Genomic DNA, 24,777 nt, shown 5'->3' on the forward strand with positions numbered 1-24,777 from the left:
ACAGGTGAAACCGGAAAACACTCCGGCTTTCCCTGCGCGATGGCTTTACGGCTTATACGTGCTCGCCCCGGCAAGACTGGGCTTTGTTGTCACCGTCTTTGCAAAAGCGCTTCGCGCTTTGCAAGGAGACACCTGCCACTAAGGTCCGGACTCAATCAGGTCCACCAAATGATAGCGGCAGCAAGATTGACGGCCGAGAGGAAGTTTCTGGCGAGCTTGTCATAGCGGGTTGCAATGCGCCGCCAGTCCTTGAGCCTGCAAAACATGCGCTCGACGAGGTTGCGCCGCTTGTATGCGGCGCGGTCGAACGGATGGAAGCGTTTTCGGGTGGGATTGTTTGGGATGACCGGGGTTGTTCCCCGTTCGATGAGGAATTGCCGCAGTTCGTTCGCGTCATAGGCCGTGTCGGCCGCACAGCAACGCGGTGGTGGCAGAGAGCTGAGCAGGGGCAGCGCCGCGCGGATGTCACCACGCTGACCTGGCGTTACTTCGAGCGCGATGGCGCGTCCGAGACTGTCGCAGACGGCGTGGATCTTGGTGGTCCTGCCACCGCGGGAACGACCGATGGCCTGAGCCTCCGCCCCCCTTTTCCACCGGCCGCCGCACGGTGCGCCTTGGCGGTCGTGGAATCGATGGCCTGGAAGTCGTCATCGGGCGACAGGCCCCGAAGTGCTTCGAACAGATTGCGCCAGACCTCGCGCCGCGACCAGCGGTCGTGTCCCCATTGGTGGTGTAGCTCGGTAGAGCAAAGCCGTCCGCACGCGCGCCCTCCCATGGCGCCGTAGCGGGCGGGCGGCTTTGCGGTGGTCACCGGCAGTTCGCCGGTAGGGTCGGGTTGCTGATACCAACCTGATTCGAGGAACCACCGATGACCGATGAGATGATGAACCTCCGCACGCTCGTGGAGAAGACCCCTGATGCCGATCTGCTGCGCGAGATGATCGGCTTTGCCGCCCAGCGCCTGATGGAGCTGGAAGTGGAAGGCCAGACTGGGGCCGCCTATGGCGAGAAGAGCTCCGAGCGCCTGGCGCAGCGCAACGGCTACCGCGACCGGACCTGGGAGACCCGCGCCGGCACGGTCGAGCTGCGTATCCCCAAGCTGCGCAAGGGTTCCTACTTCCCCGGCTTTCTGGAGCCGCGCCGGATGGCCGAGAAGGCGCTCACCGCCGTGGTGCAGGAAGCCTATGTGCAGGGCGTCTCCACCCGCTCGGTCGACGACCTGGTGCAGGCGATGGGCATGAGCGGCATCTCCAAGAGCCAGGTCTCGCGGCTGTGCGCGGAGATCGACGACAAGGTGAAGGCGTTCCTCGCTCGCCCGATCGAGGGCGATTGGCCGTATCTGTGGATCGACGCCACCTACGTGAAGGTGCGCCAGCAGGGGCGCATCGTGTCGGTCGCGGTGATCGTCGCGGTCGGCGTCAACAGCGATGGCCGGCGCGAAGTTCTCGGTATGGACATTGGTCCCTCGGAGGCCGAGACATTCTGGACGGCGTTCCTGCGCAAGCTCGCCCGCCGCGGCCTGCGCGGCGTCAAGCTGGTCGTCTCCGACGCCCACGAGGGCATCAAGGCGACCGTCGCCAAGGTGCTCAACGCCAGTTGGCAGCGTTGCCGCGTGCACTTCATGCGCAACGCGCTGGCCCATGCCGGCAAAAGCGGACGGCGTGTCGTCTCCGCCTTCATCGCCACTGCGTTTGCCCAGGACGATGCCGAAGCCGCACGAGCGCAATGGCGAAAGGTCGCCGATCAGCTCCGCCCCAAGCTACCCAAGCTCGCCGGCTTCCTCGACGAGGCCGAGACCGATGTGCTGGCCTACATGACGTTCCCGCCGCAGCACCGCACCAAGCTGCACTCGACCAACCCGATCGAGCGCCTCAACGGCGAGATCAAGCGCCGGACCGAGGTCGTCGGCATCTTCCCCAATGAGGACGCCATCGTCCGCCTCATCGGCGCGATCCTGCTCGAACAGAATGATGAATGGGCCGTCCAGCGCGCCCGTTACATGACGCTGGAAACCATCGCGCCGTTGAGCGATGATCCAACCGTCAGTCTCCCGGCTATCGCCAGCTGACCAGTCCGGCTCTTGCCGGCGAACGCGGTGTCCCACCGCCAGTTACACCACGCTCAGGGACACGATCCGACCAGCGGTTCCAGCGATTGTAGACGGTCGTGTAAGGGCCGAACACTGCCGGGCAATCGCGCCAGCGGCAGCCGGACTTCAACACATGGATGATGCCACTGATCACGCGGCGATCATCGACTCGACGAGCGCCGGGCTGATTTTGCGGCAGCAAGGGCTCGATTGCTGCCCACTGCCGATCATTCAACCAAAACTCGCCCGCCATGATCCAAGCCCCGCAAATGCAGAGCTTGAATCATATCTCCACGTAAAATTATACATCTGATTGAGTACAAACCTTAGGGCGTCAGGCCTGCACGACTTCGCCGTCCGCCTTGCGTGCGCTCGTCAGTCACGCGCTCGGCGTCCACCGCATCTCGACCCAACACTCGTGACGATCGCGAAGCGCCCCTCAAGCGGGTGAGACGGGCGATTCATACACGGAATTTTTACTTCTGGAAAACAGAAATATTTTGCGCGCGAGGCCTTGCGCCGTCGGGCAACTCAGTGCCAAGGGGCAGTTTCTATCCACGCGTCATTCCGGGGCGACGCGTAGCGTCGGGCCCGGAATCCATTCATCCACGGAGCGCGTGGCCAAATGGACTTCGCGCCGGGCGCGGCGCATGACCGTCTCCACCATAACCTCTGGGTTATCGCTTGCGGCGGCCTGTTCCCCGGACGATGCCGCCGCGAGGCCGCGTTTGCTCGCAGCGCTCACATTTCGGGTTGACTCATACATAGCTGGATAGTTATACGTCAATCCATAGCCAGCGGGTTATTGATTAATGTCTGAAGCTCACGATGTGCTGTTCAGGACGCTCGCCGATCCAACGCGGCGGGCCATTTTCGAGCGGCTGTGCCGCAACGGAGAGCAGACGGTCGGAGCTCTGACCCTGCATGCCGACATCTCGCAGCCGGCCGTCTCGAAGCATCTCGGCATGCTGAAGCAGGCCGGGCTGGTGCGGGACCGCCACGAGGGCCGCCAGACGCACTACAGCGCGCAGCTTGGTGCCCTGGCCCCGCTGATCGACTGGACCAGCCAGATGGCCGGCTTCTGGCAGAACCGGTTCGACCACCTCGAAGATCTCCTCAAAAGGATAGACCAATGACCATGCAAGCCACTGAAACACGCTCCGCGATTGTCGAGCGTGAATTTCCTCATCCGCCGGAGAAGCTCTGGCGCGCGCTGACGCAACCGCATCTGATCGAGGAATGGCTCATGAAAAACGACTTCAAGCCTGTCGTCGGACACAGCTTCAATCTTCGCGGCGACTGGGGCGGCGTGCTGGACTGCAAGGTGCTAACCGTCGAGCCGAACAAGACACTGTCATACACTTGGAATTTTGCGAACGACGACCCGGCTTTCAATCTGCAGAGCGTGGTGACCTTCACGCTGACGCCCACGGCCAGCGGCACTCACCTGCGCGTGGAGCAGGCTGGCTTCCAGCCGCATCACAAGCAGGCTTTTGCCGGCGCTCAGGCCGGATGGAAGCAGTTCCTTGGCAAGCTCGATGATCTCCTGGCGCGGGGAGACTGACGTTCGCCGCACTACAGAGTGAGCCGCCGCGTGGCGGCTCACCGATCCGCATCAGTTCGTCTCAGGAGGAGGTCTCATTGAACTGGAATAACTGGATTCGGCAGCTTCACCGCTGGTTGTCGATCGCCTTTACCTTGGCCGTCATCGTCAACATCGTCGCCATGATCCAACAGGTGCAAGCGCTCTGGATCGGATTGCTGGCGCTGTTCCCGCTCATCTTCCTGCTGCTCACCGGCCTGTACATGTTCGCGCTGCCCTATGCCGCGAAGGGGCGCAGCGGATATGCCGTGAGCGGAGCAGTGCGAACCGAATAGCGGCGCGATATCGAGGGCGGCGGCGAAGATCACACGAACATGTCGCCGCCTTCGACTTTTGCCTCGACCCCGGTATCACGGTTGTGGTTGCATGACGCGGGACCACACCACGAGGCATGAATGACCCCATCGGAACGCATCGACCGGATGATCGCGGAGCTCACGGATTGGCGCGGCAAGATGTTTGCCAGCATGCGCAAGGCCATCCTCGCGGCCGACCCTGAGATCACAGAGGAATGGAAGTGGATGGGAAGCCCGGTGTGGTATCGCGACGGGATCATCGCGGTCGCCAATGCCCACAAGGGCAAGGTGAAGCTGACCTTCATGTACGGCGCGAGCCTTCCCGATCCCGACAAGCTCTTCAACGCCGGGCTGGAAGGCAATGCGCGGCGCGCCATCGATTTCCTCGAAGGCGACAAGATCAACGATCGCGCGTTGAAGAACCTGATCCGCGCCGCGATCGCGTTCAATCAGGCGAAGTCGAAGAAGCCGGCAAAGAAGGCAGCTGCATCGGCTCGCGCGCCGGCGCGGAAGAAGGGGTGAGGCTTACGGCTGAGATCGACGTCATCGGCGCGCGGCAGGAAGGTTTTGCCAGGGTGAAGTTTGCCCGGTCGCGGCCGCGCAAAAGCATGCGCGCAACCCGCACGCGCCCTCGCTTGCGTTGCCGGCGGTCACGCCATCGTATGCACGATCACCGGACCCGCGACCGCGGAGGCTTGCCCGACCAGCAACGGACCGAGATTGTCGTCGATCCAGGCCAGCGCGCGACGGTTGGCCTCCTCGGCGCCGGCGTGGTTGTTGAAGACGCTGATCGCGGTGACCGTGTCGTCGCCGGCATAGACCACGTAATAGGCCATGAAGCCTTCGACGTCGCTGATGATCGGGATCGCGCCCTCCTTGATCCGGCGCGCGAGTTCTTCGGCGGTGCCGGCCTTCGCCTTGGCCTGACGGATGGCGGCATACATGGGATCCTCCTTCCGGCTGCATCGATCGGGCTGCGCTTCGCGCATGCGCGATCGTACGCCTGCCCGGACGGAGACGCCATCGGCATCGGGGGCGGGGATCAGCCGAAACGCTTGCTTGCGAACGGATTTGCCGTGCGGCGGTCGGACGGGAGCTTCGGCAGCCTGGTCACATCAGTCCGCGCCGGCGTGGATTTCTTCGGGCCGGGCGCGGGCGGCGACTCCTGCTGCTGCAGGAATAGCGTCGCCTCGAAGCGCACCCCGGGCGCCTGCTTGGCCGTGCCCGAGCAGACCGCCCGGTTGCCGCGGATCCAGCCGACCAGCTGCGCCTCGACCTCGTCGCAACCGAACACGGTGGTCGGGCCATCGGCATAGCGGCGGGTCGTCAACGTCGCCGTGAAGCGGTCGTTGTCGACCTCATAGGATCCGCCGTAAGCGAACATGCTGTCGCCGCCGGAGATCTTGCCGTTCGTGAGATAGACTATCCCGGTGCCTTCGCCGCGCGGCGTCCGGAACCACGCCGCATATTGACCGTCTCTGATCATGGCTGTCGAACTGCAACCCCTGCGTGGTCGTCTAGCTACGTTGCAATCGAGCGAACGGCTACTGCGCTCTGTGGCGAAGGTTAATGAACCGAGAAGGCGGCGACGCAACTTGTTCGGAGTGCGGAAAAGCCGCGGCCTCCGTCAGGGGAGCTAACGGAGGCCGCGTTGGTACACCGCGCCGCGCCTAGGTTCGCGACGTGATGTGGGAGCTCTTGAAAGAGGTCAGAACGGCAGCAGCACGTCGAGGACCTGTTGACCGTAGCGTGGTTGTTGCACGTCGGTGATCTGGCCGCGGCCGCCATAGGCGATGCGAGCCTGCGCGATCTTCGAGGAGTCGATGGTGTTGTCGCTCTGGATGTCCTCCGGGCGGACGATGCCAGCCACGATCAGCTCGCGAATCTCGTAATTGACGCGGATCTCCTGCTTGCCTTCGACCACGAGGTTGCCGTTCGGCAGCACCTGGGTGACGACAGCGGCGACGTTGGTCTGCAAGGCCTCCTGGCGGTTCACAGAACCCTTGCCGTCGCTGTTGGACGACGAGTCGGCGGTGAGGATGCGGCCGGGCAGGATCTTGTTCGCCTGCGTGATGGTCTGCGAGCCCAGGAAGTTGGTGACGCCGGAGTCTTCGGTATTGGTGCGGCTGCGCTGCGTCTCGTTGGCGATCGCGGCCTTGTCGGTGAAGTTCACGGTGACGGTCAGGATGTCGCCGACGCGCGAGGCGCGCTGGTCCTTGAAGAAGGCCCTGGAGCCGCTTCGCCACAGCGAGTTCGGGCTGTAGGAGGCGACCTCGGGCTTCGGCATCGGCATCTGCACCGGCTTGTAGCCGGGTTGCGTGGTCGGATTGTCGATCGCCGACAGCTTCGGCTGCTCGCCGATCTGGGAGAGCCGGTCGATCGACGAACAACCGCTGGCGATGGTGCCAAGTGCCAGCAGGGCGCCGGTCAGGACAAGGCGGTTGATACGATACCAGGACATGAACTTTACTCGGCGTTTGGAGCGACTGAACTGAGCTTGATCGGGGCTGACGTTGGCTCGGTGGTGTCGGCGACCGGCACCGGACGCGGCGTCGCAACCGCGATCGAGACCTCGCCGCGGCCGGTGACGACGCCGGAGATGACGCGCTTGGACTGCAGATTCATCACGCTGACGACGTCGCCCTCGGCGCCGTTGTCCATCGCCTTGCCGCGGATCGTGAGGTAGAGGCCGCCGTTCTGATAGACCAGCGTGACGTTCTGGTCGCGGGTGACGAGATCGGGCTTGGCGAGGTCGGTGACGCGCAGCGCGCGGCCGGCGCCGATCTGACGGCGGGCCTGCATGCCGACCGCGCTGTCGCGCACCGCGGCATCGCTGCCGACTTCGGCCTTCGGGCGGCGTTCGACCACCACATCGGAGGCCTTCAGCACGTCGCCGCGCTCGACGCTGCGGGTCAGGATGACGGCTTCGACGGTTTCGATTGCGGTGCCGGTGAAGCGCAGCTTGACCGGCGCGGTGCCATCGCCGTTGCCGATCTCGAAGGTGACGTCGAAGCGCGTGCTGCGCGGGTCGTAGCGCACGGCGACCGGCTGCAACGCGCCGGTGTTGGTGGCTTCGAGCCTGATGTCGCCGGGATCGCGGTCGAAGGTCAGGGCGATGTCGGCGGCATTGCCGAGGCCGTGGCGGCGCTCGAGCGCGCGCGCCACCTGCTGCTCGATCTCCTTGCCGTCGATGGTGCGCGCCAGCCGGGTGACGGTGACTTCCTTCAGATCGCGGGTGTCGACGCCGATGATCTGGCGCGCGCGCAGCGTGGTCAGCACCTGGGCCACCGGCAGCGTGCCGGTGGTGCCGAGATCCGGCGCGCGATAGACCGCGATCGAGGCGGCGCTGCCGGCATTGTCGACGAGGTCGCCGACCCGCACGATGTCGTCCGCGACCGTGACGCTGGCGCGCAGCGTCGGCACCGCGATGGTCTCGCTTTGGCTTTGCGCGATTGACGCCGTCGCGGTGACTGCGAGCAGCGCGGCGGCGAGGAGCGAACGGGCGATCATCGACATCATCCTCAGCGGAACAGGTTGGAGGTCGACTGCATCATCTGGTCGGCCGCGGAGATCACCTTGGAGTTCATCTCGTAGGCGCGCTGTGCGGCGATCAGATTGGAGATTTCCGAGACCACCTCGACGTTGGCCTGCTCGAGGTTGCCCTGCTGCATGTCGCCGTAGCCGTCGGTGTTGGCGGTGCCGTCCTGCGGCTGGCCGGACGCCGGGGTCTCCGTGAACAAATTGTCGCCGATCGGGTTCAGCCCGGCCTTGTTGATGAAGCGCGTCAGGCCGATCTGGCCGATCGTGGTCGAGGCGGTCTGGCCGGGCAGCGTCACCGAGACCTGGCCCTGCGTGTTGATGGTGATGCCGGAGGCGTTCTGCGGGATCGTGATCGTCGGCTGCACCGGGTTGCCCTGGGCGTTGACGATGCGGCCCTGGTTGTCCATCTGGAACGAGCCGTCGCGGGTGTAGGTGAAGGTGCCGTCCGGCATCAGGATCTTGAAGAAGCCTTCGCCGCGGATCGCGATATCGAGATCGTTGCCGGTCGGCGACAGCGTGCCCTGGGTCATCATCCGCGGCGTGCCGACGGTCTTGACGCCGCCGCCGAGATCGATGCCGACAGGCAGGATGGTGTTCTGCTGCGAGGCCTGCGCGCCGACCCGGCGCACGTGATCGTAGATCAGGTCCTGAAACGCGGCGCGCTGCTTCTTGTAGCCGGTGGTTTGCAGGTTCGCGATGTTGTTGGAGATCACCTGGACGTTGAGTTCCTGGGCGGCCATCCCGGTCGCAGCGGTGTAGAGTGCGCGCATGGATCAGCCTCCGATCAGGTCGGCACGTCGGCGAGCTTTTCGATCGCCGATTTATGCAGGTCGCTCTGCTGCTGCAGCAGCGAGGCGATTTGGGTGTAGGTCCGCGTGATCTCGATCATGCGGCTCATCTCGGTGACGGAATTGACGTTGGACTTCTCGATGAAGCCCTGGCGCAGCACCGATTTGGTATCGACCACCGGCACGGCACCTTCGCCCGGCGCGTAGAGGTTGGAGCCTTCCTTCAGCAGGCGCTGCGCCTCCGGGAACGACACCAGGCGCAGCCGGCCGCGCACCGAATCGAGGGTGGAGGTGCCCTCGATCACGGTGATGTTGCCGTCGGGGGCGATGCTGATGTCGTGGTCGGTCTGCTGGAAGGTGATCGGGCCGGAGCTGCCGAGCACCTGGTAGCCGTCGGCGGTGACGAGCTGGCCCTGGTTGTTGATCTGCAAATTGCCGTCGCGGGTGTAGCGTTCGCCGCCAGGCGTCTGCACCACGAGGAACGCGCTGCCGTCGATCGCGACGTCGAGCGGATTCTTGGTCTGCTCGGTCGAGCCCTGCGAGAAATCATGGTACGTCGCGCGGTCCTGCACGAAGGAGACGCGGCGGTCGTTGCCAGCGAAATTGTTCTCGCGCGCGCTCGACGACAGGTATTCCTGGAACAAGGACCGATCGGCCTTGTAGCCGTTCGTGTTCATGTTCGCGATGTTGTTGGCAACGACGTCGATCTGCCGTTCCAGCACCATCTGCTTCGATAGTCCGATCAGAAGCGTGTTCTGCATCGGCGGTTCTCCCCTGTGAGGTGATCCGTTGCAGAGGCTCTCCCAAGCCTTCACCCCGGACCGTCGTTAACCTTTGGGCTCTCCCAAACCCGCGGGTTACGCCAATCTCTCAGCGAAAGCCGTGCCAACTCGAAATATGATGATGTTTGAATGGGTTAGATATTCCGCCAGGCCTCGAGAGGGGCGGCAGAAAGGTCTTGTTGACCATGCTTGCCCGGCAGTTTTTTCCTAGTTGAGGGGTAATCCTAAGCTTCCGTTAACCATTATGGCCCTAGCGTTGCCGGCATTGGGGCGCGTGTGCGCCGGCGGCATTTGTATCGCGTCTTCAAGCCAAGGCTGGTGGCAATCGCGTTCGCATCCTTCAATTGAAGCGGGCGGACGATGGCGGACGAGGACAAGACGGAGGGCGGCGAGGGCGCGGCCGCTCCGAAGAAGGGCAAGCTCAAGCTGATCATTGCCGCCGTCGGTTTCCTCGTCATCGTCGGTGCCGGCGCGGCCGGATGGTTCTTCTTCATGCGCGGCCATGGCGACGAGCAGCACGCCGCGGCGGCGCCGCCGAAGCCGCCGTCCTTCGTCGACGTTCCCGACATGCTGGTCAACCTGGTCGGCGCACCGGGCGAGCGCGTGCAATATCTGAAACTGAAGCTCGTGCTCGAAGTGAAGGAAGAGAAGCAGGCCGAGGCCATCAAGCCGTCGCTGCCGCGCGTCACCGACCTGTTCCAGACCTATATGCGCGAGCTGCGCCCGAGCGACCTCAACGGCTCCGCCGGCCTGTTCCGCCTCAAGGAAGAGTTGACCAAGCGCGTCAATCTGGCACTCGCACCCAACCACGTGAACGCGGTGCTGTTCAAGGAAGTCGTGATCCAGTGACAGGGCGGATGTAAAGCCATGGCCGGCAACGACCAGATGGACCAGGACGCCATTGCGGCGCAGTGGGAAGCCTCGCTCGATTCCGAGGATCCCGTCGCCGCGGCGGCGGAGGCTGCCAAGAACGAGCTCACCGAGAGCATGGCGCTGCAATGGGCGGCCATGGTCGAGGACGGCAGCCGCGACTTCGGCAGCAGGAACACCAACGGCGAGCGCGTCTTGTCGCAGGAGGAGATCGACAATCTCCTCGGCTTCACCGTCGGTGACGTCAACGTCGACGACCATTCCGGCATCCGCGCCATCATCGATTCCGCGATGGTGTCCTACGAGCGCCTGCCGATGCTCGAAATCGTGTTCGACCGCCTGGTGCGGTTGATGACGACGAGCTTGCGCAACTTCACCTCCGACAATGTCGAAGTCTCGCTCGACCGCATCACCTCGGTGCGCTTCGGCGACTACATGAACTCGATCCCGCTGCCGGCGGTGCTCTCGGTGTTCAAGGCGGAGGAGTGGGAGAATTTCGGTCTCGCCACCGTCGATTCCAGCCTGATCTATTCGATGATCGACGTGCTGCTTGGCGGCCGCCGCGGCCAGACGCAACTGCGGATCGAGGGCCGGCCCTACACCACGATCGAGACCAACCTGGTCAAGCGGCTGGTCGAGGTGGTGCTGGCCGATGCCGAGCAGGCGTTCCGGCCGCTGTCGCCGGTGACCTTCACCATCGACCGGCTCGAGACCAACCCGCGCTTCGCCGCGATCAGCCGTCCGGCCAACGCCGCGATCCTGGTGCGCCTGCGCATCGACATGGAAGACCGCGGCGGCAACATCGAATTGCTGCTGCCTTATGCGACCATCGAGCCGATCCGCAACGTGCTGTTGCAGATGTTCATGGGTGAAAAATTCGGCCGCGATCCGATCTGGGAAGGTCATTTCGCCACCGAGGTGGCGCAGGCCGAGATCTCGGTGGACGCCGTGCTCTATGAGGCCGACATTCCGCTGAAGCAATTGATGCGGCTGAAGGTCGGCGACACGCTGCCGCTCGAGATCCGCGCCGACTCCCTGGTGTCGGTGCGCTGCGGCAACGTCACCCTGACGGAGGGGCGGATGGGCCGCGTCGGCGACCGCGTCGCGATCCGCGTCACCAAGAATTTGCGCAAGCCGCAGACCACCTTCGCGATGTTCGAGAAGGCGGACGAGCAGACCAAAATGATGGAGGCACCATGAGTCATGTGCTTGGATTAGCAATCGAGAGCCTGGTGGCCGTGCTTCTGATGCTGACGATCGGTTATTGCTGGCTGCTCAACAAGCGCCTGCAGCGGCTGAAGGCCGACGAGCATTCGCTGAAGGCGACGATCGCCGAACTGATCACCGCGACCGAGATCGCCGAGCGGGCGATCGGCGGGCTCAAGCACGCCGTGCGCGACGTCAACGAGAATCTCGGCAACCAGCTCGACGCGGCGACGCAGATGTCGATGCAGTTGAAGAACCAGCTCGCCGAAGGTGATCACGTGGTGCGCCGCCTGTCCAAGATCGCGCTTGCCGCGCGGCCGTCGGCACCCGCGCCGGCGGCACCGGTACAGGCGCCAGCACCAGTGGCGCCGGCCCCGCGCGTCTCAGCCGCGCGTGCCGTGGCCGCGGCCGCCGAGGCCTTCACCGAGCGCAGGAGGGCCGGTGGCCTCGCTGCATGAAGTCGTTCCGTGACATCCGAGTGATGCCTGTCGTGCTGGTCGCGGTCTTCGGCCTGATGGTGCTGAAGATCGCCGGCCTTGTGCTCGATGGCGGCTATGTATTCGATGATGCTCCGCAGCCGACAGGGCAATCGTGGGCTCAGCAGAACTTCAACTTCCCCGGCGGCAGCAAGGTTGCTGCCGACAATAAGGTCAAGGGCGATCCCTCCGATATCACGGGATCGGTCGAGAACAAGGAGACCAAGAAGGACGAGCCGCCGAAGCCCGCTGTTCCCGAGGCGGCGCCGCCCAAGCCCGACGGCGTGGCGGTCAACATGGATCAACCCGCGCCGGTGTCGGCGACGGAGCGCGCGATCCTGGAACGGCTGCAGTCGCGCCGCCAGGAGCTCGATCAGCGCGCACGCGAGGTCGAGATCCGCGAAAGCCTGTTGAAGGCCGCCGAGAAGCGCATCGAGGCCAAGGTCGAGGAGGCCAAGGCCAACGATGCCAAGGCGAGCGCCGATGCAGCGGCGAAGGCTGCGGCCGAGGCCGCCCGCTTCAAGGGCATCGTCACCATGTATGAGAACATGAAGCCGAAGGACGCCGCCAAGGTGTTCGACCGGCTGGACATGGGCGTGCTCTATCAGATCGCCTCGCAGATCCAGCCGCGCAAGATGTCCGACATCCTCGGCCAGATGCAGCCCGAAGCCGCCGAGCGGCTCACGGTCGAGCTCGCCCGCCGCGCCAGCGGTGACACCTCTGCAGCGGCTGACGATCTTCCCAAGATCGAAGGCAGGTTGCTGGCACCGAAGACGAATTGACGGACGACGTAGCTCTTCCGTCTATCAACAGCGGCTCGCAAGAAATCTAACCGCGGTTGCCAACCGCGATCGCCTCGTTACGCTGGCTCAGGCTGCCAAAGCTTTCCTAGCAGCCTGAGCGAGAAAGCCCGAGCGAGTGAATCCCTCTTGTTCGGCACGACGATCGATCTCGTTGAGTATGTCGGACGGAAGAGTGATGTTGACACGAACACTCTTCACGCCCTCCGACGGAGCCGGAATGAGCACGGCTACGCCATCTCGATTTTCGACATCGGCCATGATCTTCTCGAGAGAGGAAGGCTCAGGCACGGCTTCACCGTCTTCGGCCAAACCTTCTAGATGGAGGGCCAAGGCTTCCGCGGCCATCGTGCGCGCGTCGTCCAGATCGGTACCCGAAGTGATGACGCCAGGTAGATCGGGAAACGAGACGCCGTAATCGCTGTCGGCGTCCTTATGGATCAGGGCAATGTAGTGTCGCATGGTCCTTGGGACGGGCCGTTGGCCCTCTCTATGCGATGTCATTTCAGTTTCAGGCCGGACTGCTTCTCAATGCTCTTGAAGGTCCCAACAGGGATATCCCGTTTCGGGTGAGGGACTGTCACGCGGCTGGGCTTGGTTAGGTGTTTGAACTGAACGTGGCTACCCTTCTGGCTGACCTGTCTCCAACCATCGGCCAGCATGGCCTTGATGAGGTCTGTCGACCTCATGCGTGTATTTATACACACGAACGCTCATATTTTCTACACATAAATACACTGGCCCAGCAATAAACCTACCCAGACGGCGAGGCGGTTTTCATTGCTTGTCCCAGGCTTTTTCCTAGCCCTCAATACGGTGTTCGCAATGCGTTGACGTTAACAGCTCCTTAACGCCGCCAATCCAAGATTGGAACGCGTGGGCGAGGGCGCTTCGCGCTGGCATCGTTAAGGCATTAACAAGACGTTTCGAGATGGCGCGAACGGCTGCCGCTGGAACATGGTCGCTGGGCCGCGCCTGGACGCGGGTCGCGCGGCTGTGTCTGCTGACCGCGGGCCTCGCTGTCGCCACTGTCGCATCTGCCGGCGCCGCGCGCGCAGACGATCCGGTGCCCGTGCCCGGGGAAGCGACATTCTCCGCTGCGAACGGGTTTGCCCGGCTGGTGCTCAAGCTGAAGGAAGACGTCGACTCCGAAGTGACGACGGCGGGCTCGATCATCGTCATCCGCTTCAAGCGCCCGGTCGACATCCCCGTCGAGAAGCTATCGGATGCGGTGCCGGACTATGTCGGTTCGGCGCGGCGCGATCCCGACGGCTCGGCAATCCGCCTGTCGCTGGCGCGCCGCGTCACCATTAACACCATGACCGCCGGCGAGCGGATCTTCGTCGACTTCCTGCCCGACAGCTGGACCGGCCCGCCGCCACCGCTGCCGCAGGAAGTGATCCGCGAACTCGCCGAACGTGCCCGCAACGCCGAGCGCCTGCTTCGCCTGCAGCGCGCGGCCGATGCCGCGAAGAAGCGGCCGCCGGTGCGCGTCCGCGCGCTGCTGCAGCCCACCTTCGTCCGCTTCGTCTTCGAGGTTCCTGACGGTGTCGGCGTATCCTCGGTATTGAACGAGCAGAAGCTGACGCTGTCCTTCAATGCGGTGCTGACCTTCGACCTCGCCGACGCCAAGATCGCCGCGCCCCCCAATGTCGCGTCGATCAGCGCACGCGCAGATACCGATACGTCGGCGGTCGACATGACGCTGGTCGGCGATGTCGACGTGCATTCGTTCCGCGACGAGAAGAACTATATCGTCGATGTCGCCTTCCAGCAGAGCGACCAGCAGGCTCAGACAAAGCCTGCGCTCACCGCGCTGATGCCCGCACCGCGCGGCAAGCCGAAAGCCGCGATGCCACAACAGCTGGCCGCGATCCCGCCCGTGACCTCGGAAGGCATCGCGCAGCAGGCCAAGATCGAGATCAAGCCCGAGCAGCCGAAATCCGATCAGCCGCAGGGCGAACCGGCCAAGCCGGAGCAGGGCAATACCGAACAGCAGACATCCGCGCCGCCCCAGTCGGAGCCAGCCAAGTCTGAGCCAGCCAAGTCTGAGCCGCCCAAGTCGGAGTCACCCAAGGCTGCTGCCGCGCCGGCGGAGAAAGCACCGGCTGCCGAGAACGTGGTGACGCCGGCCGCGGCGCCGCAGTCATCCTCCGAGGCTCGCGCGAACGGCAAGCCTTCGGTTGAGGCACAGCGCGCCAGCGACGGGCTGCGCGTGACGTTTTCGTTCCCCGCGGCCACTCCGGCTGCACTGTTCCGCCGTGCCGATGCCGTGTGGATGGTGTTTGACACGCCTGACGTGATCGACGTCGATCCGATCCGCGCCAAGGGTGGCTCCATCATTGCCGATGTCACCCGGTTTGCCCTGGACAAGGGCCAGGCGGTGCGCTTCCGCCTCAACCGGCCGCAGATGCCGTCGCTCGAGAGCGATGACCGATCGCGCGGCGTCAGCTGGACGCTGACCTTCGCCGATCGCGTGCAGAAGCCGCCGCTGCCGCTCACGGTGGTGCGCAACATCACTGAGCCCGCGCTCGCCAATGTCAGCGTGCCGCTCGCCAATCCCGGCCAATTCCACAGACTGGTCGATCCCGATGCCGGCGACACACTCTGGGTCGTGACCGCGCCGCCTCCGACCCGCGGCATCCTGAAGCGGCAGGATTTCGTCGAACTGTCGCTGATGGAATCGATCCATGGCCTGGTGGTTCGTCCGAACGCCGACGACGTGAAGGCGGAGATCGGCGACGACAAGGTGACACTGGGACGTCCCGGCGGGCTGACGCTGTCGTCGGCCGATGTGGCCGCCGAGCGCGCCACCGCTGCGGTCAAGCCGCTGTTCGACATCGACGAATGGCACAAGAACCGATCGGAGAATTTCCTCAATCGGCTCGACAGCTTGATTGACGCCACGGCGTCGGCCAATGCCGACCAGCTTCCGCAGGCGCGGCTCGATCTCGCCGACTTCTACATGGCTCGCGGCATGTACGAGGAAGCCCATGCCGTCACCAACCTGATGCTCTCCGAAAGCAAGCGCGGCAGCGAGACGCCGGCGATGGTGATGGTGCACGCCATCGCGAGCATCCTGATCGGCCGGCCGGCGCAGGGTCTGAAGGATCTTGCCAGCCCGGTGATCGGCAACGGTTACGATGCCCAACTGTGGAAGGGGCTCGCCTTCGCGCGCGAGGGCAAATGGGTCGAGGCGCGCGAGAAGTTCAACAACGTGGAGTTCTCGGTGGCGACGCTGCCGTCCGACCTGCAGCGTATCGTCACCATGAATGCGATGAAGGCCTCACTCGAGGTCAAGGATTATGCCGGCGCCGCGCGGCGCAAGAGCGATCTCGACGTGGTCGGCGTCCCCGACGACCTCAAGCCCGCGACGGCTGTGTTGAAGGGCCGGCTGGCGGAAGCCCTCGGCCAGGAGAAGGATGCACTCGATTCCTATCACTTCGCCGCCATCTCCTCCGATCGTCAGGCGGCTGCGGAAGGCAAGCTGCTCGAAACCCTGCTGCGGCAGAAGCGCGGCGAGATCGGCCAGGACGAGGTGCTGAAGGAGCTGGAGCTATTGTCGATGATGTGGCGCGGCGACAACATCGAGCTGAAGACGCTGTTCGTGTTGTCGAAGATCTATGCCGAGACCGGACGCTACGCCGATGCCTTTGCCGTAAGCCGCGCAGCGACGCGGCTGCAGCCCAATGCACCGGAGTCGCGGCAGGCGCAGGATGCGGCATCGGCGCTGTTCGTGCAGCTCTTTCTCGGCCCCAAGGGCGACGAGATGTCGCCGATCGACGCGCTCAGCACCTTCTACGAATATCGCGAGTTGACCCCGATCGGCCGCCGCGGCGACGAGATGATCCGTCGGCTGGCCGATCGCCTCGTCGGCGTCGACCTGCTGGACCAGGCCGCCGACCTCCTGCAGTACCAGGTCGACAAGCGGCTGGAAGGCGCGGCACGCGCCCAGGTCGCCGCGCGCCTTGCCATGGTGTATCTGACCAACCGCAAGCCCGATCGCGCGATCGCCGCGCTGCGCTCGACGCGGATCGCCGACCTGTCCGGCGAACTGCGGCAGCAGCGGCTGCTGCTCGAGGCGCGGGCGCAGAGCGACGTCGGTCGCCACGACCTCGCGCTCGACATCATCTCGAATATCACCGGCCGCGAGGCGATCCGGCTGCGCTCGGACATCTATTGGGCGGCGCGGCGCTGGCGCGAGGCGTCCGAGCAGATCGAACTGTATTACGGCGACCGCTGGCGCGACTTCACCCCGCTCAATGCCGCCGAGAAGGCCGACATCATCCGCGCCGTGGTCGGCTACGCGCTGGCCGAGGACGCCATCGGCCTGGCGCGGTTCCGCGAAAAATACGCTCCCCTGATGTCGGGCGAGGCCGACAAGCTGGCGTTCGACACCGCCAGCAAGCCGGTTGCGACCTCGAGCGCGGAGTTCGCCCTGATCGCCAGGATGGCGGCGAGCGTCGACACGCTGGACGGCTTCATCCGCGAGATGAAGATCCGCTTCCCCGACGCCACCGCCCGTGCGCCGCTGCCGGACCCGGTCGCGACCGGATCGCTGCCGGACAAGGCGAAGGCCGCGCCGGTGAGCGCCTTGACGGCCATCAAGGGCGAGCGGCGCGCTAGCGCCTCGCGCTAGCGTGCGCCATTACCATTAGCATTATAAGAGCGCGATGTCCGCCCTTAGGGGCTGTGGCGACATGCGCATAGAGCAGAGCAAATCACCGTTTAATTTGGACGGTTCGCGCAGCGACACGCAGGCAAACGCGGCAGAAAGCGCCCGGAGACCATCTACTTCCTGGGGCTGACGCTGTATTGCACGCGAAACCTGAAAGGTAACTTCAAGATTGGGATGCGCACCGAGAAATCTCGGCTGCGGCGCAGCCTTTTGTCACTGCAGGAGCTTATGCGGCGAATACGACATCACACGATCGGTGACCAAGTCGGCGAAATCAACGACTTCCTACGCGGCCACTATGCCTATTACAGGGTCGCCGGAAATCTTCGGTGTCTCGTGAAGGTGTACCGCGCCGTGGAGCGTTACTGGCGTCAGATGTTGCGCAGCCGCAGCTGGGCCGGGCGACGCTTGACCTGGGACCAGTATCACCAGATCAAAGCAAGGACGCCGTTACTGAAGCCAAAGCTGCGCCTCCCACATGCGGAGTTGCAGGCTCTTGCAGTGCTGTGAACCAACTGTCAAAGAGCGTAGTGTGGGAAACCCGCACGCTACGTTCTGAGGGAGCCGGAGGCGGGCAACTGCCTCCGGTGACCCGGTGGGCGGCGAGCGATCGCCGCCTCTACTCGACCCTTTGCGGCAGGCGAAAACTCTATTTCTGGCCGTAGCTCAATTGGTGGGTTTCGGCTCCGGAAAGTCGAAAATGTTTGATCTTTCAATGGGGATTGACTGACTCTCCGCCATCGCTCGATTTTGTGCACCAAATTACGCTGTTTCGATAGGCGGCGTCAGTTCGTTGCAGAGACAGAACTCGAATGTTCGGCTCGGCGAGAGACAACGGCCGCTCACCTACATTGAACTGAATCAAGACGCGACAGCCGACAGGTGTCAATTTGGATGTGCCTTCAGGAACCTGCGCGAGGTTGCGGTCCTTGCTTCTCTGTTTTCACGCCGACGATGACAGTCCTCATGAGATGTCGCTCGCCACGGCGCATCTTCTTCAGGTGTCCAGCACCTCTTGGACTGCTTCAAATATGTCGTCTGCCGTTCCTTCGATCTTGCAATCGGCCCAGGCCTGGTAAGCCCTGGCATAAACCAACTTTTCGGCATCTGGATCGGTCATCGAGACCGGCGCGTCACCGGATTCGCTCAAAGTGAGGGCTTTCACCTCCATGGCGATCGCAGTGATGAACCTCACGCGACCTTCATGCTCGTCGAAAACATTCGCGGCCATTAGCGGTTCTCCCTGTTCGGCCTGACGGCTACTGCCGATGCTGCGCGCCGAAAATTATCGGCGCCAGCCCATTCGTGCGGTGGCAAGCTACGACCGCGGCTCGTGCGGTTGTTCCTTAGGCCGCTCTCTCTTGCATATGAAGCAGACCGAGCGTGCTACTTGAACTCCGTTGATGGCTAACCGTTCGTGGACGTGCGGAGTCCTCATCGTACAGGACTCGCAGTATGCGCGCGGCAACCGCAATGCAATTTCTCTTGAAGTGTCCACGAATCGCCCCCGCGCATAACAATCACTTCCCTCCCACTCAGGGCAACTTTGAAAGACAACCGATTCGCGGAGCCGTACGTTATCGTACCGACTTTGTGCACGACGATCCTTCGGCAAAGCAAAGCATGGACGCCTGCTACAGCAAGACCAGGCGCACGCGGCCAAGGTGAACGGACGCGTCCCGTCTGGAAACGATCGGCACGATACCGATAATCGGGATTGCCCGGCATGCCGGCGACGCATTGCGATCCGGCAGCCAGCGCGTCTGCTTCAGGGACCGCTGCGCTCCGCATTTTTGCCGATGATGGCTGCCACGATAAGTCCGAACATCACCAGACGCGGCAAGAAATACATGGGCTCCGTCGTATCGGAAACCTGGCTCACTCCCAGCGCGAAGCGCGATATGGCATCGATGGCAAAAGCCGCCGCAAAAATCAGAAAAAAGGTATCTCGCGTTCGTCGCCAGAACTTCAGGAAGAACAGGGCGACGGCCAGAGAGGCCATTGAGGCGGCGCCTGAGAGAACGTCGGCGAGGTGTGTTATCAACGCTCCTCCCAAATCAACCCATACAGCAGGACCAGCGTTGCCAGCAGGCCGATCGATATCCTGAGGACTGAAAGATCCGTCGTGGGAAACACCAGCTTGTCCGCCCAAAGTGCGACGTTGTTCAGTGCAAGACCCGCAAAGCAGATCGAGCTCCACAGCAGAAGCCTGGAGTGCGTCCGCAGATGCGCGAACCATCAACCAAGCGCACAGCGCTCCGGTGATCGCACACAAGCTGTAGATCACCGCGGCCATAGCTTCCTAGTCCTTTCGGAACTTGAACGCATCCGAGAATGTTCGGATATGGCGGGGTTTTGAGTGGATCAGATTCGTAATGGGAATCAGGTAATGCGCATAGGCCTCTGCGAGCGCCTCGACGGCGGCGTCTCGATCCGAACGCCGGGCATAGCGATATTGCCCGCCATCTCGCACGAGAAATCCGTCATCGGCGAGCCCAGCCAAGGCTGCAGCCATATCCGAAGGAGGCGCATAGAGCCGCTTGGCCACGGAAGCGGCGTCCCATTGTTCGCTTGAACGTGCGTGCAGGAAGAGAAGCGCTTCGAGTTGAGCCACGGAATCGATGTGTCTTACAATCAAATCCCGGACCTCTTCCGGCATTGGTGCTTTGGACATTCAGCGACCTCGGGCGAGCGTCACCTCGACCGCATATCAGGAATCCAAGATTGGATTGAGCCGAGACGATCGGGCACGCGCGCTTTCAAGCCACATGCCTGTTGCATCACTCAACCAGGCTCAGGCGCGATCGGTTTTTCAATCGTCTCACCGCGAGGGCAACGGATGGATCACACAAGATGAACTGGAGCATCGCAACAAGGTCTTCTTGATTTTTCCTGGAAGTCGCCTCGTCATAGACAGCCAGGAGCCGCTGAGCTTCCTCGATTGCGGCGATCACGGACTCATAGTCTGACATCATGCACCTGCGCTTCGAATGCTCGACTATGACACAAAGCGGACTTTCTCCCATTAGCTAGATCGTCGCCACAGAAGGTACGGTAGCGTACATATAGAGCTGACCGCGCTGTCGCGAGACCCTCGAAGGCCGGATCATACCTAAGTTGAAAATGCGGCCCGTGCCCGCTGGAACAGATATCTACGTGCGGCAAGATGCTACTGAGACCCGTTCGACCGCGTCTTGTGTAGGTGTTCAACCCGCCATACGCTTCTTCGATCAGTGTTGCGCACTACACAGAAAGCGATGACGCCCAAAGTTAGAAACAGTCTGTTGCGCCTTATCCCGAATGATGAACTCTTGCGCGTTATGGACGTCTGCGAGCGGGTCAAGCTTGCGCCACGCCAGGTTCTTCATCACTACATGCTGCCAATGGAGCACGTATACTTTGTTGAAAGCGGACTGGTGTCGGTGGCTGCGAAAGTGGGCCGCGAGAAATTCGTCGAGGTGTGGCTGATCGGATCCGAGGGACTGGTCGGCGCTCCGGTCGTTCTTGCGGCCAGAGGGGTGCCACTGCATAGAAGAACCGTCCAGCTGACGGGCGATGCATGGCGGATCAGGACCGCCGAGTTTTGCGAACTTTTGGAATCCCTTCCGCACTTGCGCTCGGTGGTCGAGAGATATCTGGCAGTCGTATTGGCCCAGACTTCACAATCGGGCGCCTGCAACTCGTATCATAGCCTCAAGCAGCGACTGGCGCGCTGGCTGCTCATTGCCCAGAACGCCACGGGCGAAGACGAGATTCCGCTCACTCACGGAGTTCTGGCCGAATTGTTGGGCGTCCGGCGTGCCAGCGTTACGGAATGTCTGGAAGTCTTCCAAAGGGATGGAACGGTAATAACCAGACGCGGTTCCGTGAAGATACAGGATGCTACCGAGTTATCGAAGCTTTCTTGCGATTGCTTCAAGCTGATCGAGCGCGAATATCGCCGCCATCTACTGCCTGCGCTTGACATCGGCTCCCGCCAACGACCGCCTGTCTCGCTCTCGGCTCCTGTCGCTGCGGGCGAGTCCGCACTCGTGGACCGAGAGCCAAAACGGCCTTCCGGGTAAATGTTCTCCATAACGCTTCCGGCCGGGATCCGGCGGACCTTCTCGCGTTCCATGCTTGATGTGGGAACAGCTCCAGCGGTCGTCCGCCTCGTTACATGAGTCGCTCTTCGGGAGCGCATTTCAAGGTCACAATATTGTCAAGCACTGAAGCCTTCCTGGGTGCCCTGCCTCGGCGCGGTTGATCTGCAGAGCAAGGGCTTGGGCGGCACCGGAGAGAAAAATGGACGTGCGCTACCGAAATATGAATGTTCTGGTGCCTTGCTTTGTCGCGCTCGCCATCATGTCCGGGTTGGTGGCCTATTCGCCGGAACTCTACCGTGCATTCTGCGGCGCAACGGGATATGGCGGAACGACACAAAGAGCCTATACCGATCCAACCACCACGTCGCGACGAACTGTGACGGTCGACTTTGACAGCAATGTCGCGCCCGGGCTGCCGTGGCGCTTTGAACCGGAGCAGCGCTCGGTTACCGTTCATCTCGGCGAGCAGAAGCTGGTATTCTTCAGTGCCGAGAATCTCAGTGACAAGACGACCGTCGGGCATGCGACATTCAACGTCACGCCTCCGACGAGTGGGATCTACTTCAACAAGATTCAGTGCTTCTGCTTCAATGAAGAGCGTCTTGATCCCCACCAGAAGGTGGACATGCCCGTCGTCTTCTATGTCGATTCGGCTTTCGCCAAGGACTCGGACATGGACCACGTCGATGCCATCACACTCAGCTATACATTTGGCCGATCGGCGAGTCCGTTAGACGCAAAGAATTTGTCGCGCTTTCTCGCCAATGCTGCTCCGGATGCCGTTCATGGCCTCGAGCTCTTTACCCAGCGTTGCAGCGCATGCCATGCGCTGGACAAGAACATGGCCGGTCCCATGCTGGGCGGTGTGGTCGGCCGCCCGGCCGGCTCCGCTGCTGGCTTCAGCTACTCGTCAGCATTGAAGAACGCCCATCTCACCTGGTCTACCGACAAGCTGGACGAATGGCTGGCCGGTCCCCAGAAGTTGGTGCCTGGAGCAAGAATGCCGGTTCGCGTGCTCGATGCTCCGTCTCGCCACGATATCATTGCCTACCTGCAGGCGGTCGGCGAGAAGCACGGCGATCAGGCGCATCCTCAGGCACGCACATCGGGGCCGGAATATTAGCGGGTCCATGAGACATTTGTGCGGCATGCCAGTGCGGTTGGGGAAGAGCAATGGAAGATCGGATGGACCGTATCGGCAGCGAATTCGAACGGCGTAGTCGTAGCTGGATGCGACACATGGGAGCCCGGCGGCTGCTCCGCGATCCGCTCGCTCGTTACACGCTGCTCGGTCTCTTCGCCGCCGGAGTCGTGATTGCGGCGCTCACCTTGCTCGCTGCGGTCATGGTCGAGGACTGGTCCCAGCGTGACATCGATCTGCGTTCCCGCCTCGTATTCCGGTCGATCCGGGACCAGGTCGCGATGGCGATGACGGCCAAGCCGGACATCGATCTTGCTCAAGTGTTCGAGCGGATTACCGAGGATGAACGAATACTGGCTCTGGGCTTCTGCTCCGCGCAGGGCCAGTTGCGGTACGCGACCAAGGAGTTTCCGAAGTCTGTCACATGCGACAGCCTGAAGCGGACCAAGTCCAGCACTTTTGCTGCGGTCGCGGATTCCGGCCGCCACATCCACATCAGCTCCTTTCCGATTACCGTCGCAGACTCGACCGGCCACCTGCTGGTGTTGCACGATCTGGCGTATATAGAGGCGCGTACGAACGAGGCGCGCCTCTACACGCTGCTTGCTCTCGTCGGCGTGACATCAGGCCTGGGGCTGCTCGCCACAGCCATCGTCCTCGCACTTATGCGGGCATGGACCCGTTCGATTCGAGGCGCTCTCACCGAGGTCCGACACGGAGCCGTCGGCGAAGCTTTGGCGCGTAGCCCTTTTCCGATCAGTCGCGAGGTTCACGCGGCCCTCTCGGAACTGCGAATGGAGCGTCGTTTTGCGAATGGCATCCATGTCGAATGGTCGCCCAAGACCTTGCATCGCCTGCTAGTTGAGGAACTGCCGGACGCTCAGGTGCTCGTTGTTTCCAATCGCGAGCCTTACATTCACAACCGCTCCGGCGGCGAACTCACGTTGCAGATTCCGGCGAGCGGCCTTGTGGCCGCTCTCGAACCGGTGATGCGGGCTTGTGGCGGAACATGGATTGCGCACGGCTCCGGTTCTGGAGATCGCGACACTGTCGATGCCAGCGACAGACTGCGTGTGCCTCCCGCTGAACCGACTTATCTGCTGCGTCGGGTATGGCTCTCGGAAAAGGAGCAGAGCGGATACTACTATGGGCTGGCCAACGAAGGGCTATGGCCGCTTTGTCACATCGCATTCGTACGCCCGACCTTTCGAGAGGAGGATTGGGCCCAGTACCGGAAGGTGAACGAGCGGTTCGCCGACGCAATTGTCGAGGAGGCGACCTGCGACGATCCGATCGTGCTGGTTCAGGATTATCATTTCGCCCTGCTGCCAAGGATGATCCGCGATCGGCTGCCAAAGGCAACGGTCATCGCGTTCTGGCATATCCCGTGGCCCAACGCCGAGACGTTTGGAATCTGCCCGTGGCGGCGGGAAATCATCGACGGGCTGTTGGGGAGCACCATCCTTGGCTTCCATACGCAATTCCACTGCAACAATTTTCTCGAAACGGCGGACCGCTTCATGGAGAGCCGCATCGATCGCGAGCATGACTCCGTCACTTTCCGCGGGGATGAGACGCTGATCAGACCCTATCCGATCTCGATCGAATGGCCGCCGGCGGCGCTTGTCGAGCAGGCGCCTGTTCGGGAGTGCCGCGACGCGGTCCGGCGGCGCTTCTCTCTGCCTGCCGATGTCCGCATCGCCGTCGGCATAGAGCGGTTCGACTACACCAAGGGAATCCTCGATCGCATCCGCGCGGTCGACGACCTGCTGACCTGCCACCCCGAATGGATCGGGCGGCTTGTCTTCATTCAGGCGGCGGCTCCCACTCGCAGCAAGCTCGCCACCTACAGCTCACTGCAGGGCGAGGCCGAACAGCTCGTTACGGAGGTGAACGCGCGGCACGGCAACAAAGGTTTTCAGCCGATTCGTCTTGTCGTGCGACATCACGAGCCTGGCGAGGTTTTCGAGCTTTTCAGGGCCTCGGACATGTGCATTGTCTCCAGCCTGCACGACGGCATGAATCTGGTTGCCAAGGAGTTCGTGGCCGCGCGCGACGACGAGCATGGTGTGCTGATCCTCTCGAGCTTCGCGGGAGCCTCGCGGGAACTGTCGGAAGCGTTGATCGTCAATCCATATGACACGCACGGCATGGCTGAGGCGTTCGTGCAGGCGTTGCAGATGTCACACGCGGAGCAACGCGACCGCATGCGGCTGATGCGCGATCTCGTGCGCGAGCGGAACGTTTATCGATGGGCGGCGCAGATGCTGCTCGACGCAGCCCGCCTGCGTCAGCGTCAGCGGATCGTCTCGTCCAATGCGCTCCATGCCGGTCGGGCCGGCCCGCAACCAATATCGCCCGCGAGCCAGCGCAGAACGGCCTGAAAGAACGGCGATTTCTGGTCGGCGTCGATTAGATGCCCA

At 62.8% G+C, this 24,777-nt stretch carries 29 protein-coding genes and 1 pseudogene; 14 read left to right on the plus strand and 16 right to left on the minus strand.

Annotated features, from left to right (window positions below; genetic code table 11):
- Positions 1-155: 155 nt before the first annotated feature.
- Both MTX23_RS12580 and MTX23_RS12585 read right to left on the minus strand, forming a co-directional pair.
- Positions 156-566 (minus strand): IS5 family transposase, encoded by a 411-nt coding sequence (locus tag MTX23_RS12580; RefSeq protein WP_280990758.1) that lies wholly within the window; start codon positions 564-566, stop codon positions 156-158.
- Positions 485-811, minus strand: a complete 327-nt coding sequence (locus tag MTX23_RS12585) for a hypothetical protein (protein WP_280990752.1) — start codon at positions 809-811, stop codon at positions 485-487. The genes MTX23_RS12580 and MTX23_RS12585 overlap by 82 nt, the downstream gene beginning before the upstream one ends.
- A gap of 57 nt (positions 812-868) precedes the next feature.
- On the opposite strand from MTX23_RS12585, the gene MTX23_RS12590 reads away from it, so the two are divergent.
- Entirely contained in the window at positions 869-2,068 is a 1,200-nt protein-coding gene (locus tag MTX23_RS12590; RefSeq protein ID WP_280973221.1) for an IS256 family transposase, read from the plus strand.
- A 61-nt stretch (positions 2,069-2,129) separates the two neighbouring features.
- Here the strand turns inward: MTX23_RS12590 and MTX23_RS12595 are convergent.
- Positions 2,130-2,342 (minus strand): annotated as a pseudogene (locus MTX23_RS12595) (transposase); the annotation flags it as partial.
- Positions 2,343-2,901: 559 nt separating this feature from the next.
- Between MTX23_RS12595 and MTX23_RS12600 the strand changes: the two are divergent.
- The 4 genes from MTX23_RS12600 to MTX23_RS12615 all read left to right on the plus strand — a co-directional run bounded on the left by MTX23_RS12600 (position 2,902) and on the right by MTX23_RS12615 (position 4,510).
- Positions 2,902-3,225, plus strand: a complete 324-nt coding sequence (locus tag MTX23_RS12600; RefSeq protein WP_280976962.1) for a metalloregulator ArsR/SmtB family transcription factor — start codon at positions 2,902-2,904, stop codon at positions 3,223-3,225.
- A complete protein-coding gene (locus MTX23_RS12605) occupies positions 3,222-3,653 on the plus strand; it encodes an SRPBCC domain-containing protein (protein WP_280976963.1) in 432 nt (143 codons plus the stop codon). The genes MTX23_RS12600 and MTX23_RS12605 overlap by 4 nt, the downstream gene beginning before the upstream one ends.
- Positions 3,654-3,730: 77 nt before the next feature.
- Positions 3,731-3,967, plus strand: a complete 237-nt coding sequence (locus MTX23_RS12610) for a hypothetical protein (RefSeq protein WP_280976964.1) — start codon at positions 3,731-3,733, stop codon at positions 3,965-3,967.
- 120 nt (positions 3,968-4,087) lie between these two features.
- A complete protein-coding gene (locus MTX23_RS12615) occupies positions 4,088-4,510 on the plus strand; it encodes a DUF1801 domain-containing protein (protein WP_280976965.1) in 423 nt (140 codons plus the stop codon).
- 128 nt (positions 4,511-4,638) lie between these two features.
- Here the strand turns inward: MTX23_RS12615 and MTX23_RS12620 are convergent, their stop codons facing one another.
- The 6 genes from MTX23_RS12620 to flgF all read right to left on the minus strand — a co-directional run bounded on the left by MTX23_RS12620 (position 4,639) and on the right by flgF (position 9,077).
- Positions 4,639-4,932: an antibiotic biosynthesis monooxygenase gene (locus MTX23_RS12620; RefSeq protein WP_280976967.1), complete on the minus strand. Its 294-nt coding sequence runs from the start codon at positions 4,930-4,932 to the stop codon at positions 4,639-4,641.
- A gap of 98 nt (positions 4,933-5,030) precedes the next feature.
- Complete coding sequence (locus tag MTX23_RS12625; protein WP_280976969.1) at positions 5,031-5,474, minus strand: hypothetical protein; 444 nt, start codon at positions 5,472-5,474, stop codon at positions 5,031-5,033.
- Positions 5,475-5,696: 222 nt separating this feature from the next.
- A complete protein-coding gene (gene flgH, locus MTX23_RS12630; RefSeq protein WP_280976970.1) occupies positions 5,697-6,449 on the minus strand; it encodes a flagellar basal body L-ring protein FlgH in 753 nt (250 codons plus the stop codon).
- A gap of 5 nt (positions 6,450-6,454) precedes the next feature.
- Positions 6,455-7,507, minus strand: a complete 1,053-nt coding sequence (gene flgA, locus MTX23_RS12635) for a flagellar basal body P-ring formation chaperone FlgA (RefSeq protein ID WP_280976971.1) — start codon at positions 7,505-7,507, stop codon at positions 6,455-6,457.
- Positions 7,508-7,509: 2 nt separating this feature from the next.
- A complete protein-coding gene (flgG, locus tag MTX23_RS12640; RefSeq protein WP_280976972.1) occupies positions 7,510-8,298 on the minus strand; it encodes a flagellar basal-body rod protein FlgG in 789 nt (262 codons plus the stop codon).
- A gap of 14 nt (positions 8,299-8,312) precedes the next feature.
- Complete coding sequence (gene flgF / locus MTX23_RS12645; RefSeq protein WP_280976973.1) at positions 8,313-9,077, minus strand: flagellar basal-body rod protein FlgF; 765 nt, start codon at positions 9,075-9,077, stop codon at positions 8,313-8,315.
- Between the two features lie 381 nt (positions 9,078-9,458).
- On the opposite strand from flgF, the gene fliL reads away from it, so the two are divergent.
- Genes fliL through MTX23_RS12665 form a run of 4 tightly spaced genes read left to right on the plus strand, consistent with a single transcriptional unit; the run spans position 9,459 to position 12,432 of the window.
- Positions 9,459-9,947 (plus strand): flagellar basal body-associated protein FliL, encoded by a 489-nt coding sequence (fliL, locus tag MTX23_RS12650; RefSeq protein ID WP_280976974.1) that lies wholly within the window; start codon positions 9,459-9,461, stop codon positions 9,945-9,947.
- An 18-nt stretch (positions 9,948-9,965) separates the two neighbouring features.
- Positions 9,966-11,168 carry a flagellar motor switch protein FliM gene (gene fliM / locus MTX23_RS12655; protein WP_280976975.1) on the plus strand — a complete coding sequence of 401 codons (1,203 nt, stop codon included), beginning with the start codon at positions 9,966-9,968 and terminating at the stop codon, positions 11,166-11,168.
- Positions 11,165-11,632, plus strand: a complete 468-nt coding sequence (locus tag MTX23_RS12660; protein WP_280976976.1) for a DUF6468 domain-containing protein — start codon at positions 11,165-11,167, stop codon at positions 11,630-11,632. Before fliM ends, MTX23_RS12660 begins: the two co-directional genes overlap by 4 nt.
- Positions 11,629-12,432 (plus strand): flagellar protein FlbB, encoded by an 804-nt coding sequence (locus MTX23_RS12665; RefSeq protein ID WP_280976977.1) that lies wholly within the window; start codon positions 11,629-11,631, stop codon positions 12,430-12,432. The genes MTX23_RS12660 and MTX23_RS12665 overlap by 4 nt, the downstream gene beginning before the upstream one ends.
- A gap of 87 nt (positions 12,433-12,519) precedes the next feature.
- Here the strand turns inward: MTX23_RS12665 and MTX23_RS12670 are convergent, their stop codons facing one another.
- Both MTX23_RS12670 and MTX23_RS12675 read right to left on the minus strand, forming a co-directional pair.
- A complete protein-coding gene (locus MTX23_RS12670) occupies positions 12,520-12,912 on the minus strand; it encodes a YlcI/YnfO family protein (protein ID WP_280976978.1) in 393 nt (130 codons plus the stop codon).
- Between the two features lie 38 nt (positions 12,913-12,950).
- Positions 12,951-13,139, minus strand: coding sequence for a type II toxin-antitoxin system HicA family toxin (locus MTX23_RS12675; protein ID WP_280976979.1), 189 nt, complete (start codon positions 13,137-13,139; stop codon positions 12,951-12,953).
- A 242-nt stretch (positions 13,140-13,381) separates the two neighbouring features.
- Between MTX23_RS12675 and MTX23_RS12680 the strand changes: the two genes are divergently transcribed.
- Positions 13,382-17,089: a tetratricopeptide repeat protein gene (locus MTX23_RS12680; protein WP_280976980.1), complete on the plus strand. Its 3,708-nt coding sequence runs from the start codon at positions 13,382-13,384 to the stop codon at positions 17,087-17,089.
- Between the two features lie 213 nt (positions 17,090-17,302).
- On the plus strand, positions 17,303-17,638 hold the full coding sequence (locus MTX23_RS12685) for a hypothetical protein (protein WP_280976981.1): 336 nt from the start codon (positions 17,303-17,305) through the stop codon (positions 17,636-17,638).
- Between the two features lie 487 nt (positions 17,639-18,125).
- Here MTX23_RS12685 and MTX23_RS12690 read toward each other — a convergent pair whose 3' ends face one another.
- The 5 genes from MTX23_RS12690 to MTX23_RS12710 all read right to left on the minus strand — a co-directional run bounded on the left by MTX23_RS12690 (position 18,126) and on the right by MTX23_RS12710 (position 20,103).
- Positions 18,126-18,359: a hypothetical protein gene (locus tag MTX23_RS12690; RefSeq protein WP_280976982.1), complete on the minus strand. Its 234-nt coding sequence runs from the start codon at positions 18,357-18,359 to the stop codon at positions 18,126-18,128.
- Positions 18,360-18,896: 537 nt separating this feature from the next.
- Positions 18,897-19,130, minus strand: a complete 234-nt coding sequence (locus MTX23_RS12695; protein WP_280978059.1) for a DUF5985 family protein — start codon at positions 19,128-19,130, stop codon at positions 18,897-18,899.
- 38 nt (positions 19,131-19,168) lie between these two features.
- A complete protein-coding gene (locus MTX23_RS12700) occupies positions 19,169-19,354 on the minus strand; it encodes a DUF5985 family protein (protein ID WP_348637568.1) in 186 nt (61 codons plus the stop codon).
- Between the two features lie 76 nt (positions 19,355-19,430).
- Positions 19,431-19,802 carry a hypothetical protein gene (locus tag MTX23_RS12705; RefSeq protein ID WP_280976983.1) on the minus strand — a complete coding sequence of 124 codons (372 nt, stop codon included), beginning with the start codon at positions 19,800-19,802 and terminating at the stop codon, positions 19,431-19,433.
- Positions 19,803-19,908: 106 nt separating this feature from the next.
- Positions 19,909-20,103 (minus strand): hypothetical protein, encoded by a 195-nt coding sequence (locus MTX23_RS12710; RefSeq protein ID WP_280976984.1) that lies wholly within the window; start codon positions 20,101-20,103, stop codon positions 19,909-19,911.
- A gap of 282 nt (positions 20,104-20,385) precedes the next feature.
- Here MTX23_RS12710 and MTX23_RS12715 point away from each other — a divergent pair, with 282 nt between their 5' ends.
- From MTX23_RS12715 to MTX23_RS12725, 3 genes are all read left to right on the plus strand, one after another.
- Positions 20,386-21,192: a Crp/Fnr family transcriptional regulator gene (locus tag MTX23_RS12715; protein ID WP_280976986.1), complete on the plus strand. Its 807-nt coding sequence runs from the start codon at positions 20,386-20,388 to the stop codon at positions 21,190-21,192.
- A gap of 220 nt (positions 21,193-21,412) precedes the next feature.
- Positions 21,413-22,336, plus strand: coding sequence for a cytochrome c oxidase assembly protein (locus tag MTX23_RS12720; protein ID WP_280976987.1), 924 nt, complete (start codon positions 21,413-21,415; stop codon positions 22,334-22,336).
- A gap of 62 nt (positions 22,337-22,398) precedes the next feature.
- Entirely contained in the window at positions 22,399-24,738 is a 2,340-nt protein-coding gene (locus MTX23_RS12725; protein WP_280976988.1) for a trehalose-6-phosphate synthase, read from the plus strand.
- The last annotated feature ends 39 nt before the right edge of the window (positions 24,739-24,777 follow it).

The organism is Bradyrhizobium sp. ISRA436 (assembly GCF_029910015.1).
GTDB lineage: Bacteria > Pseudomonadota > Alphaproteobacteria > Rhizobiales > Xanthobacteraceae > Bradyrhizobium.